Source organism: Streptomyces sp. NPDC093600 (assembly GCF_044764755.1).
GTDB lineage: Bacteria > Actinomycetota > Actinomycetes > Streptomycetales > Streptomycetaceae > Streptomyces.
Genome location: NZ_JBIWIU010000018.1, coordinates 84,038 through 96,198 on the forward strand (window position 1 = coordinate 84,038; position 12,161 = coordinate 96,198).

At 69.8% G+C, this 12,161-nt stretch carries 11 protein-coding genes; 9 read left to right on the plus strand and 2 right to left on the minus strand.

The genetic code is table 11. From position 1 onward, the window contains the following. The first annotated feature begins 39 nt into the window (after positions 1 to 39). The 6 genes from eccD (at position 40) to ACIRB4_RS30270 (ending at position 7,138) form a co-directional block, all read left to right on the plus strand. Positions 40 to 1,518, plus strand: a complete 1,479-nt coding sequence (eccD, locus tag ACIRB4_RS30245) for a type VII secretion integral membrane protein EccD (RefSeq protein ID WP_403295634.1) — start codon at positions 40 to 42, stop codon at positions 1,516 to 1,518. 227 nt (positions 1,519 to 1,745) lie between these two features. Beyond that, the gene (gene rpsO, locus ACIRB4_RS30250; protein ID WP_158991116.1) at positions 1,746 to 2,036 is read left to right on the plus strand and encodes a 30S ribosomal protein S15; all 291 of its coding nucleotides are present in this window, start codon (positions 1,746 to 1,748) and stop codon (positions 2,034 to 2,036) included. Between the two features lie 277 nt (positions 2,037 to 2,313). Beyond that, positions 2,314 to 4,536: a polyribonucleotide nucleotidyltransferase gene (locus ACIRB4_RS30255; protein ID WP_403295637.1), complete on the plus strand. Its 2,223-nt coding sequence runs from the start codon at positions 2,314 to 2,316 to the stop codon at positions 4,534 to 4,536. After that, positions 4,533 to 5,912, plus strand: a complete 1,380-nt coding sequence (locus tag ACIRB4_RS30260) for a M16 family metallopeptidase (protein ID WP_403295639.1) — start codon at positions 4,533 to 4,535, stop codon at positions 5,910 to 5,912. Before ACIRB4_RS30255 ends, ACIRB4_RS30260 begins: the two co-directional genes overlap by 4 nt. Before the next feature lie 15 nt (positions 5,913 to 5,927). Then, positions 5,928 to 6,680, plus strand: a complete 753-nt coding sequence (gene dapB, locus ACIRB4_RS30265; protein ID WP_403295641.1) for a 4-hydroxy-tetrahydrodipicolinate reductase — start codon at positions 5,928 to 5,930, stop codon at positions 6,678 to 6,680. Positions 6,681 to 6,685: 5 nt separating this feature from the next. After that, positions 6,686 to 7,138: a hypothetical protein gene (locus ACIRB4_RS30270; RefSeq protein ID WP_403295643.1), complete on the plus strand. Its 453-nt coding sequence runs from the start codon at positions 6,686 to 6,688 to the stop codon at positions 7,136 to 7,138. Here the strand turns inward: ACIRB4_RS30270 and ACIRB4_RS30275 are convergent. Both ACIRB4_RS30275 and ACIRB4_RS30280 read right to left on the minus strand, forming a co-directional pair. Continuing rightward, on the minus strand, positions 7,128 to 7,685 hold the full coding sequence (locus ACIRB4_RS30275) for a hypothetical protein (RefSeq protein WP_403295645.1): 558 nt from the start codon (positions 7,683 to 7,685) through the stop codon (positions 7,128 to 7,130). The two genes, ACIRB4_RS30270 and ACIRB4_RS30275, sit on opposite strands and share 11 nt — an antisense overlap. Before the next feature lie 93 nt (positions 7,686 to 7,778). Beyond that, positions 7,779 to 8,018, minus strand: a complete 240-nt coding sequence (locus ACIRB4_RS30280) for a hypothetical protein (protein ID WP_403295647.1) — start codon at positions 8,016 to 8,018, stop codon at positions 7,779 to 7,781. A 182-nt stretch (positions 8,019 to 8,200) separates the two neighbouring features. Between ACIRB4_RS30280 and thyX the strand changes: the two genes are divergently transcribed. From thyX to ACIRB4_RS30295, 3 genes are all read left to right on the plus strand, one after another. Further along, positions 8,201 to 8,941: an FAD-dependent thymidylate synthase gene (gene thyX, locus ACIRB4_RS30285; protein WP_403295648.1), complete on the plus strand. Its 741-nt coding sequence runs from the start codon at positions 8,201 to 8,203 to the stop codon at positions 8,939 to 8,941. Positions 8,942 to 9,119: 178 nt separating this feature from the next. Next, positions 9,120 to 10,019: a 4-hydroxy-tetrahydrodipicolinate synthase gene (gene dapA / locus ACIRB4_RS30290; RefSeq protein ID WP_403295650.1), complete on the plus strand. Its 900-nt coding sequence runs from the start codon at positions 9,120 to 9,122 to the stop codon at positions 10,017 to 10,019. 153 nt (positions 10,020 to 10,172) lie between these two features. After that, positions 10,173 to 11,858, plus strand: coding sequence for a ribonuclease J (locus tag ACIRB4_RS30295; protein ID WP_403295652.1), 1,686 nt, complete (start codon positions 10,173 to 10,175; stop codon positions 11,856 to 11,858). Positions 11,859 to 12,161 lie beyond the last annotated feature (303 nt).

Consider the following 12,161-nt stretch of genomic DNA (forward strand, 5'->3'; position numbering starts at 1 on the left):
GCGCACTGTGCGCAACCGCGAATCAGGGGGTCCAGACACGTGAGTACGACCGCAGCGACCGGCTTCTGCCGCGTCACCGTCGTGGCGCCGGACAGCCGCATCGACGTCGCACTCCCCGAGGACATCGCCGTCGCCGACGTCTATCCGGAGATCCTGCGGCTCACCGGCCAGACCCAGGCGGCCGGCGCCCCGACCGGCTACCACCTGGTCCGCCGCGACGGATCGGTCCTCGACGGCGCCCGCACCCTCGCCGCCCAGCAGGTGCTCGACGGCGAGGTCCTCTCGCTGCGGCCCTTCGCCCAGTCGCTGCCGCCCGCCGTCTTCGACGACGTCTCCGACGCCGTCGCCTCCGCCGTCACCCGCGACCGGCACCTGTGGAGCGACGACCTGCTGCGCGGCGCCGGCCTCGTCGGCGGCGTGCTGCTCCTCGTCCTCATGGGCTTCGTCCTGTGGTTCGCCGACCCGGTCCGCCACGACATGCACGGCCTGCCCGGCATCGTCGCCGGCGCCGCCGGTGTGCTGCTGACCGCCTTCGCCGGTGTGCGCGCCCGCGTCTACGGCGACCGGGCCACCGCCGTCGCCCTCGGCCTCGGCGCCCTGCCGCTGCTGCTGATCGCGGGCTCCGGAATCATCGGTCCCGAAGCCGGCCAGGGCCCCGGACGCCTCCAGTTCCTGCTCGGCTGCGTGACCGTCCTGGTCGCCTCCGTCACCCTGGTCGCGCTCACCCCCAGCGGGGACGCCCCCTTCGTCGCCGCGACCTTCCTGGCCGCCGTCGGCACCCTCGCCACCTTCCTGGCGATCCTGGCCGAGGGCTCCGCCACCTCCACCGCCGCCGTCTGCGCCCCCGTCGCCATCGGCCTGGTCGCGTTCCTGCCCGGCCTCTCGGCCCGCTTCGCCCGGCTCCCCATCGGCTACGCCTCCCCGCGCAGCGCCACCGACGAGGAGTTCCACGCCGACCCGAACCAGCCCGCCGCCGAAGAGGGCAGGCCGGTCGACGGCGAGCGCATCGCGCTCCAGGCCCGCCGCGGCCACGAGATGCTCCTCGGCCTGGTCGGCGGCTGCGCCGCCGTCGTCGTCGGCTCGGCGGCCGTCCTCGGCTTCGCCGACAACGTCTGGGGCCAGCTCCTCGCCCTCGCCGCCGGCCTCGCCATGCTGCTGCGCGCCCGGCTCTTCCGTTACACCGCGCAGGTCGCCTGCGTCCTGGTCGCCGGGATCGCCGCGATCGCGCTGCTCATCCTCGGCCTCTCCCTGAACCCGCCGGCCGACCTGGTCAAGGACCTCCTGATGTACGGGGACCGCGGCGGCCTGGACATCCGTACGATCTGGCTCACCGCGGCCGTCGCCGCCGGCGCCGCCCTGACCACCGCCATCGGCCTGATCATCCCCAGGAAGGGCCTCTCGCCCTTCTGGGGGCGCCTGCTCGACCTGGCCGAGAGCTTCGTCCTGCTCTCCCTGGTGCCGCTCTGCCTGGCCGTCCTCGACGCCTTCATGGCGGCCCGCTCCCTCACGAGCAAGTAGGAGACGCGCCAGCAGGTAGGGGTAGGAGACGCGCCGGCACGTCAGAGGCGCTCCGCGAGGCTGGTACGCTGTGTGACGGCCGTTTGTGTACGCGCTCCCGGAGATCACCGAGCACCCCCGCTCTGGAAGCTGCGCCCATCGGACCTTCGCCTGACGAGTCACGGAAGCTCCCCTGAGACCAAGACCAGGGGCACTCGTCGGCGCACGAACACCAAGAGGAGTACCGAGTGTCTCTCGACGCCGCTACGAAGAAGCAGATCATGGCCGAGTTCGGCACCAAGGAGGGCGACACCGGCTCCCCCGAGGTCCAGGTGGCGATGCTCTCCCGTCGTATCTCGGACCTGACCGAGCACCTCAAGCAGCACAAGCACGACCACCACTCCCGTCGTGGTCTGCTGATCCTGGTCGGCCAGCGCCGCCGCCTGCTGCAGTACCTCGCCAAGAAGGACATCCAGCGCTTCCGCGCGCTGGTCGACCGCCTCGGCATCCGCCGCGGTGCGGCCGGCGGCGCCAAGTAAGTCGCCGTGAAGGGAGCGGTTCCCACGACTAGGGGGCCGCTCCCTTTGCTGTACGTGCGCGATGTGCCGACCGGCACTTAGTCTGGTCACACAACGCCACAAAGGAGTGAGCGAGAAGCCGCCGACCGCCGCCGGTCCTCGGTAGTGGCCCCCGGACCCATACCCCCGGGTGCTTCGATCGAAGACCGGCCCGCACCCGAGGTGCGCTTCTCCTCCACCACCGTCCCCGGCCACACGGGCCGACGGACGAAAAGACGAACAGTAGGAGAAACCCATAGTGGAGAACGAGACCCACTACGCCGAGGCCGTCATCGACAACGGCACGTTCGGCACCCGCACCATCCGCTTCGAGACGGGCCGCCTGGCCAAGCAGGCCGCCGGCTCCGCCGTCGCGTACCTGGACGACGACACGATGGTCCTCTCGGCCACCACCGCGTCCAAGAAGCCCAAGGACCAGCTCGACTTCTTCCCCCTGACGGTGGACGTCGAGGAGCGGATGTACGCCGCCGGGAAGATCCCCGGCTCCTTCTTCCGCCGTGAGGGCCGGCCCTCCGAGGACGCGATCCTCACCTGCCGCCTGATCGACCGCCCGCTGCGCCCCTCCTTCAAGAAGGGCCTGCGCAACGAGATCCAGATCGTCGAGACGATCATGGCGCTCAACCCCGACCACCTCTACGACGTGGTCGCCATCAACGCCGCCTCCTGCTCCACGCAGCTGGCCGGCCTGCCCTTCTCCGGCCCGATCGGCGGCACCCGTGTCGCCCTGATCAAGGGCCAGTGGGTCGCGTTCCCGACGCACACCGAGCTCGAGGACGCCGTCTTCGACATGGTCGTCGCCGGTCGCGTCCTGGAGGACGGCGACGTCGCGATCATGATGGTCGAGGCCGAGGCCACCGAGAAGACGATCGAGCTCGTCAAGGGCGGCGCCGAGGCGCCGACCGAGGAGGTCGTCGCCGCCGGTCTCGAGGCCGCGAAGCCCTTCATCAAGGTCCTGTGCAAGGCCCAGTCGGACCTCGCCGCCAAGGCCGCCAAGCCGGTCGGCGAGTTCCCGGTCTTCCTCGACTACCAGGACGACGTCCTGGAGGCGCTCACCGCCGCCGTCAAGAACGACCTCGCGCAGGCGCTCACCATCGCCGGCAAGCAGGAGCGCGAGGCCGAGCTCGACCGCGTCAAGGAGCTCGCCGCCGAGAAGCTCCTCCCGGCCTTCGAAGGCCGCGAGAAGGAGATCTCCGGCGCCTACCGCGCGCTGACCAAGAAGCTGGTCCGCGAGCGGATCATCAAGGACAAGGTCCGCATCGACGGCCGCGGCATCACGGACATCCGTACGCTCGCCGCCGAGGTCGAGGCCATCCCGCGCGTGCACGGCTCGGCGCTGTTCGAGCGTGGCGAGACCCAGATCCTGGGCGTCACCACCCTCAACATGCTCCGCATGGAGCAGCAGCTGGACACCCTCTCCCCGGTGACCCGCAAGCGCTACATGCACAACTACAACTTCCCGCCGTACTCCGTCGGTGAGACCGGCCGCGTGGGCTCGCCCAAGCGCCGCGAGATCGGCCACGGCGCGCTCGCCGAGCGCGCCATCGTGCCGGTGCTGCCGACGCGCGAGGAGTTCCCCTACGCGATCCGCCAGGTGTCCGAGGCCCTCGGCTCCAACGGCTCGACGTCCATGGGCTCGGTCTGTGCCTCCACCATGTCGCTCCTGAACGCCGGTGTGCCGCTCAAGGCCCCCGTCGCCGGTATCGCCATGGGTCTGATCTCCGAGGAGATCGACGGCAAGACCCACTACGTCGCCCTCACCGACATCCTCGGCGCCGAGGACGCGTTCGGCGACATGGACTTCAAGGTCGCCGGTACGAAGACCTTCGTCACCGCGCTCCAGCTCGACACCAAGCTCGACGGCATCCCCGCCTCGGTCCTGGCCGCCGCGCTGAAGCAGGCCCGTGACGCGCGTCTGCACATCCTCGACGTGATGAACGAGGCGATCGACGTTCCGGACGAGATGTCCCCGAACGCGCCGCGCATCATCACCGTCAAGATCCCGGTGGACAAGATCGGTGAGGTCATCGGCCCCAAGGGCAAGATGATCAACCAGATCCAGGAGGACACCGGCGCCGACATCACGATCGAGGACGACGGCACCATCTACATCGGTGCCGCCCAGGGCTCGCAGGCCGAGGCCGCCCGCGCCACGATCAACGGCATCGCCAACCCGACCATGCCGGAGGTCGGCGAGCGCTACCTGGGTACGGTCGTCAAGACCACCACCTTCGGTGCCTTCGTCTCCCTCATGCCCGGCAAGGACGGTCTGCTGCACATCTCGCAGATCCGCAAGCTCGCCGGTGGCAAGCGCGTGGAGAACGTCGAGGACGTGCTCGCGGTCGGCTCCAAGGTCCAGGTCGAGATCGCCGAGATCGACCAGCGCGGCAAGCTCTCCCTCGTCCCCGTGATGGCGGACGAAGAGGGCGCTGCCGAGGACGCGAAGGACGACACCGACCAGTGACGTCCCGTAGTTCCGTGACGACGGCCCGCCCCTCTTCGGAGGGGCGGGCCGTCGCCCGTACCCAAACGCTTCTCCCCGGCAAGGACGGCATCGGCACCGTCCGCCGCACCACCCTGCCGGGCGGCCTGCGCATCGTCACCGAGACCCTGCCCTCCGTGCGCTCGGCGACCTTCGGCATCTGGGCGCACGTCGGCTCCCGCGACGAGACGCCCACCCTGAACGGCGCCACGCACTATCTGGAGCACCTCCTCTTCAAGGGCACCGCGCGACGCAGCGCCCTGGACATCTCCGCCGCGCTCGACGCGGTCGGCGGCGAGATGAACGCCTTCACGGCGAAGGAGTACACCTGCTACTACGCGCGGGTCCTCGACACCGACCTGCCGCTGGCGATCGACGTCGTCTGCGACATGCTCACCGGCTCGCTGATCCTCCAGGAGGACGTGGACGCCGAGCGCGGCGTCATCCTCGAAGAGATCGCGATGACCGAGGACGACCCGGGCGACGTGGTGCACGACCTGTTCGCGCAGACGATGTTCGGCGACACCCCGCTGGGCCGGCCGGTGCTCGGCACCGTCGACACCATCAACGCCCTGGACCGTAGCCGGATCGCCCGCTTCTACAAGAAGCACTACGACCCGACCCACCTCGTCGTCGCGGCCGCGGGCAACATCGACCACGCCACGGTGGTACGCCAGGTCCGCCGCGCCTTCGAGAAGGCCGGCGCCCTCACCCGTACCGACGCGCTCCCCGTCGCCCCCCGCGAGGGCCGCCGCACCATCCGCACCGCCGGCCGCGTCGACGTCCTGGGCCGCAAGACCGAGCAGGCCCACGTGGTCCTCGGCATGCCGGGCCTGGCCCGCACCGACGAGCGCCGCTGGGCCCTCGGCGTGCTGAACACCGCCCTCGGCGGCGGCATGTCCTCCCGGCTCTTCCAGGAGGTCCGGGAGAAGCGCGGCCTGGCCTACAGCGTGTACTCGTACACCTCCGGATTCGCCGACTGCGGCCTCTTCGGCGTATACGCGGGCTGCCGCCCGAGCCAGGTCCACGACGTGCTGAAGATCTGCCGGGACGAGCTCGACAAGGTGGCCTCCGACGGCCTGTCCGACGACGAGATCGGCCGCGCTATCGGCCAGCTCTCCGGCTCGACCGTCCTCGGCCTCGAGGACACCGGCGCGCTGATGAACCGCATCGGCAAGAGCGAGCTGTGCTGGGGCAGCCAGATGTCCGTGGACGACATGCTCGCCCGGATCGCGGCGGTCACCCCGGACGAGGTCCGCGAGGTCGCCCGTGATGTGCTCGGACAGCGCCCCTCGCTGTCCGTCATCGGGCCGCTGAAGGACAAGCAGGCGGCACGCCTGCACGAATCCGTCTCCTAGAGAGAGTTCAGAGCAATGAGCAAGCTGCGCGTGGCGGTCCTCGGAGCCCAGGGCCGCATCGGCTCCGAGGCCGTACGGGCCGTCGAGGCCGCCGAGGACATGGAACTGGTGGCGGCGCTCGGCCGCGGCGACAAGCTGGAGACGCTCGCCGACGCGGGCGCCCAGGTCGCCGTCGAGCTGACCACCCCGGCCTCGGTGATGGACAACCTCGACTACTGCGTACGCCACGGCATCCACGCGGTCGTCGGCACCACCGGCTGGACCGAGGACCGCCTCGCGCAACTGCGGACCTGGCTCGACGCCTCTCCCGGGACCGGCGTCCTGATCGCCCCGAACTTCTCCATCGGCGCGGTCCTGACCATGAAGTTCGCGCAGATCGCGGCCCCGTACTTCGAGTCTGTCGAGGTCGTCGAACTGCACCACCCGAACAAGGTCGACGCCCCCAGCGGCACCGCGACCCGTACCGCGCAGCTGATCGCCGCCGCCCGTGCCGAGGCCGGCCTCGGCGCCCAGCCGGACGCCACCGCGACCGCCCTGGAGGGCGCCCGCGGCGCCGATGTCGACGGCGTTCCGGTCCACGCGGTACGTCTGCGGGGGCTCCTGGCCCACCAGGAGGTGCTGCTCGGCGGCGAGGGCGAGACCCTGACCGTCCGCCACGACTCGCTGCACCACTCCAGCTTCATGCCGGGCATCCTCCTGGGCGCCCGCCGCGTGACCACCGCCCCGGGCCTCACCTTCGGCCTGGAGCACTTCCTGGACCTGGGCTGACAACCATGGGCGGAAAGATCACGTACTTCTTCCTCGCCACCGTCCTCGTGCTCGTCTTCGGGGTGGTGGCGATGGAGGGCGTCCTGCTCCTGCTGACCGGCGAACCGGCCGCCATGGGCATGGGCGCGGTGGCGTTCCTGCTGCCCGGCGTCGGCGGCTGGTTCCTGTGGAAGAACACCCGCTTCGCGCGCCGGGCGCAGCGGCTCGCCCAGGAGCTGGAGGCCGAGGGCGGCCTTCCGGTGGACGAGCTGAAGCGGACGCCCGGCGGCCGGATCGACCGCGACTCGGCCGACGAGGTGTTCGCGAAGCGCCGCGCCGAGACCGAGGACTCCCCGGACGACTGGCGCTGCTGGTTCCGTCTCGCGGTCGCCTACCACGACGCCCGCGACACCCCGCGTGCCCGCAAGGCGATGCAGCGCGCGATCGCCCTCCACGAGGGCCGCGCGCTCAGCGCGTAGCCGTCACCACGCCGTACTCGGCGTTCCACGCCTCGACGGTGTCGGCCGCGCGGTCGAACGCCTCTACGCGGGAGAGGAAGTCGGCACTGTGGTCGGTGAGCAGCGTGGTCTGCTCACCGCCCTGCCGTACGAGGATCAGGGCCTGGCCCTGGACGGTGCGGGGGAGTCCCAGCCAGCGCACCGGCTGCTGGGCCGTGCGCACCGCGCCGACCTGCCGCCACTCCACGGTCGTCGTCGAGAAGAACCCGACCCGCCGCACCCCGTGCCGGCTCACCCACGTGCCCACCCGGAGCATCCGCAGCGCGGAGGCGATGATCAGCGCCGCCAGCGCGAAGGTGACCCCCGCCCCGGCCATGGTTCCGGCCGCGGCGATGATCACCGCGGCCACGAGCACGAACGACGCGAGCAGCAGGGCGAGCGCCGCCGCGCCCACCCTCCAGGGGCCGGGCCGGTAGGGACGACGCCACTGGTCGTGGTCGTCGAACGGCAGCGCGACATCGTCGGTCGCGTCAAAAGCGCGGTCGGCCGTCAGAAAGGGCAGGGGCACGGCGGTTCCTCACTCACAAGCACGCTCGAAGGGCTGTGCCCGGTGAGGCTACCCAGGTGGTCTCGACCGGGCCACCTCAGGGGGCTGTACTGCTCAGCGGCCGTCGGAGGCCTCGGAGTGCTGCCGCGGGCCCTCGGCGGCGCCCGACTGCAGGGCGGGCATGCCGAAGAGCAGCGATCCGACGAGACCGGCCACGACGGTCAGCCCGACCAGCGTACGGCCCGCGAGCTGGGAGACGGTGAGGCGCTCCCTCGGCGGCGGAGTGACGTTACTGCGGAAGCGGTCTGCCTCGGCGACGAACGCGAACGGAACGGGCTCTCGCCGGCTGAACATGGGAGAACACTCCTTGGGTCGGTGGTGTGCGGTGTCACAGAGACAGACGATCGAAGGTGCGGCTCGGTGCCCTTTTTCCCCGGATCGGTCAAAGAAAGGCGCCCAGGCGGGTGCACGGCCGCGTTGTCAGCGGCTCCCCGTAAAGTGGGCGCCGCCCGAGCGACGCGATGGAAGGACCCGCGGTGAGCGACACCCCCGCAGAAGACCCCAAGCCCAGTTTCCGCAGCGATGTGACCGTGGAGCTGGTGAAGCACAGTGCGGCCGACTCGGACGTGCTGTGGGCGGCCCGCGTCTCCACCGCCGGCGAGCAGTCGCTCGAAGAGCTGCGGAAGGACCCCGAGCGGTCCAAGGGGCTCATCAACTTTCTGATGCGGGACCGGCACGGCAGCCCCTTCGAGCACAACTCGATGACCTTCTTCATCAGCGCCCCGATCTTCGTCTTCCGCGAGTTCATGCGCCACCGCGTGGGCTGGTCGTACAACGAGGAATCGGGCCGCTACCGGGAGCTGGAGCCGGTCTTCTACGTCCCGGACGCCTCCCGCAAGCTCGTCCAGGAGGGCCGCCCGGGCAAGTACGTCTTCGTCGAGGGCACCGAGGCCCAGCAGGAGCTGGTCGGCCGCGCCATGGAGGACTCGTACGTCCAGGCGTACGAGGCGTACCAGGAGATGCTCGCCGCCGGCGTCGCCCGCGAGGTCGCCCGCGCGGTCCTGCCCGTCGGTCTCTTCTCCTCGATGTACGCCACGTGCAACGCGCGGTCGCTGATGCACTTCCTCGGCCTGCGCACCCAGCACGAGCTGGCCAAGGTGCCGTCCTTCCCACAGCGTGAGATCGAGATGGTCGGCGAGAAGATGGAGGAGCACTGGGCCCGGCTGATGCCGCTGACCTACGCCGCCTTCAACAACAACGGCCGCGTGGCCCCATAAAGCACATCTGTACGATCCCGTCACGCGAAGTGTCCGTATTGCGACGTTTCACGAAGTTCATCTAGGCTGATCAAACGGACCCGGCACTGCTTGAACCCCCGAGCAGGCAGTGCCGGGCTCCTCTTCTCACGTCCCCCGAGGGGACACCGGACGGCGAGCAACGAGTAGCGTGTTACCCATGGCTCCGATCTCCACTCCGCAGACCCCCTTCGGGCGGGTCCTCACCGCCATGGTCACGCCCTTCACGGCTGACGGCGCACTCGACCTCGACGGTGCCCAGCGACTCGCCGCCCATCTGGTGGACGCCGGCAACGACGGCCTCGTCGTCAACGGCACCACCGGCGAGTCCCCGACCACCAGCGATGCGGAGAAATCGGAGCTGGTACGAGCGGTACTGGAGGCGGTCGGCGACCGCGCCCATGTCGTGGCGGGCGTCGGCACCAACGACACCCACCACTCACTCGAGCTCGCGCGCACCGCCGAACGTGACGGCGCACACGGCCTGCTCGCGGTCACGCCGTACTACAACAAGCCCCCTCAGGAGGGCCTGTACCGGCACTTCTCGGCCATCGCCGACGCCACCGAGCTTCCGGTGATGCTCTACGACATCCCCGGCCGCAGCGGTGTCCCGATCGACACCGAGACGATCGTCCGGCTCGCCGAGCACCCCCGGATCGTCGCCAACAAGGACGCCAAGGGCGACCTCGGCCGCGCCAGCTGGGCCATCGCCCGGAGCGGCCTCGCCTGGTACTCCGGCGACGACATGCTCAACCTGCCGCTGCTCTCCGTGGGCGCCTGCGGCTTCGTCTCCGTCGTCGGCCATGTCGTCACCCCCGAGCTGCGCGCCCTCCTGGACGCCCACCTCAACGGCGACGTCCAGAAGGCCACGGAGATCCACCAGCAGCTGCTCCCGGTCTTCACGGGCATGTTCCGTACCCAGGGCGTCATCACCACCAAGGCCGCGCTCGCCCTCCAGGGCCTGCCGGCCGGGCCCCTGCGGCTGCCGCTCGTAGAACTTTCGGCCGAGGAAACCGCCCAGCTCAAGCTCGATCTCGCCGCAGGCGGGGTACAGCTCTAGCAACAGACTTCACAACTGAATATCCGATCTGCGGACGCGACGAGCGACACCCGACGTCCGACGAGATCGATCCGACAGACAACAGCAAGTGCACGAATGTCATGCGCGCCACGTGCCCAAGCGGTACGTGGCGCGTGTGGTGAGGAGAGTCTTTTGAGTCATCCGCATCCTGAACTCGGCGCCCCGCCGAAGCTCCCCAAGGGCGGCCTCCGCGTCACCCCGCTCGGCGGGCTCGGTGAGATCGGCCGCAACATGACGGTCTTCGAGTACGACGGCCGGCTGCTGATCGTCGACTGCGGCGTCCTCTTCCCCGAGGAGGAGCAGCCGGGCATCGACCTGATCCTGCCCGATTTCACCACCATCCGTGACCGCCTCGACCAGGTCGAGGGCATCGTGCTCACGCACGGTCACGAGGACCACATCGGAGCCGTTCCGTTCCTGCTCCGGCTGAAGCCGGACATCCCCCTCATCGGCTCCAAGCTGACCCTCGCCCTGATCGAGGCCAAGCTCCAGGAACACCGCATCCGCCCCTACACCCTCGAGGTGGTAGAAGGGCAGCGCGAGAGCCTGGGCCCCTTCGACTGCGAGTTCATCGCGGTCAACCACTCCATCCCCGACGCGCTTGCCGTCGCCATCCGCACCCCCGCGGGCATGGTGGTGCACACCGGCGACTTCAAGATGGACCAGCTCCCGCTGGACGGCCGGCTCACCGACCTCCACGCGTTCGCGCGCCTCAGCGAGGAGGGCATCGACCTCCTGCTGAGCGACTCGACGAACGCCGAGGTCCCGGGCTTCGTCCCGCCGGAGAAGGACATCTCCAACGTCCTGCGGAACGTCTTCGCGAACGCCCAGAAGCGCATCATCGTGGCCAGCTTCGCCAGCCACGTGCACCGCATCCAGCAGATCCTGGACGCCGCCCACGAGTACGGACGCCGGGTGGCCTTCGTCGGCCGCTCGATGGTCCGCAACATGGGCATCGCCCGGGACCTGGGCTATCTGCGGGTCCCGGCGGGTCTGGTCGTGGACGTCAAGACCCTCGACGACCTCCCGGACGACGAGGTCGTGCTCGTCTGTACGGGCTCCCAGGGCGAGCCGATGGCGGCGCTCTCGCGCATGGCCAACCGCGACCACCAGATCCGGATCGTCCAGGGCGACACCGTGATCATGGCGTCCTCGCTCATCCCGGGCAACGAGAACGCGGTGTACCGCGTGATCAACGGCCTGACCCGCTGGGGCGCCAACGTCGTCCACAAGGGGAACGCCAAGGTCCATGTCTCGGGCCACGCCTCGGCCGGCGAGCTGCTGTACTTCTACAACATCTGCAGGCCGAAGAACCTGATGCCGGTCCACGGCGAATGGCGCCACCTGCGCGCCAACGCCGAGCTCGGCGCCATGACGGGTGTTCCGAAGGACCGCATCGTCATCGCCGAGGACGGCGTCGTCGTCGACCTGGTCGACGGCAAGGCCAAGATCGTCGGCAAGGTCCAGGCCGGGTACGTGTACGTCGACGGCCTCTCGGTCGGCGACGTCACGGAGGCCCACCTCAAGGACCGCCGCATCCTCGGCGACGAGGGCATCATCTCGGTCTTCGTCGTCGTGGACGCCTCGACCGGCAAGATCGTCAGCGGCCCGAACATCCACGCCCGGGGCTCCGGCATCGAGGACTCGGCGTTCACCGCCGTGGTCCCCAAGGTCGAGGAAGCCCTCAACAAGTCCGCCCAGGACGGCGTGGTCGAGCCGCACCAGCTCCAGCAGCTGATCCGCCGCTCGGTCGGCAAGTGGGTCTCGGACACCTACCGCAGGCGTCCGATGATCCTCCCGGTGGTCGTCGAGGTCTGACCCTCGACCCCCCAACCAGGAGCGGGGCGCCTCGATTTGCATCGGGGCGCCCCGCTCCAGTACGTTTACGGCTCCGCCTGAACGGGAACCCAGCACGTCCGCGTGCGAGAACGGGGGAACGGGATGGGCGGGAATTCCGACTCAGAACTTCTGATAAAGTCGGAGCCGCCGGAAAGGAAAGCGCGAAAGCGAATTCCCGGAAGGCGAACCCGCTCCAGCGGGTGGCGGAAACGGAAAACGGATCTGCTAAGCTGGAAACACGAAAGACCGAAGGGAAAAGCCCGGAGGAAAGCCCGAGAGGGT

Coding starts and splice junctions, on each gene's coding strand:
- dapB (WP_403295641.1), top strand. CDS start 5,928: ATGAGCAAGCTGCGCGTGGCGGTCCTCGGAGCCCAGGGCCGCATCGGC.
- ACIRB4_RS30270 (WP_403295643.1), top strand. CDS start 6,686: ATGGGCGGAAAGATCACGTACTTCTTCCTCGCCACCGTCCTCGTGCTC.
- ACIRB4_RS30280 (WP_403295647.1), bottom strand. CDS start 8,018: ATGTTCAGCCGGCGAGAGCCCGTTCCGTTCGCGTTCGTCGCCGAGGCA.
- dapA (WP_403295650.1), top strand. CDS start 9,120: ATGGCTCCGATCTCCACTCCGCAGACCCCCTTCGGGCGGGTCCTCACC.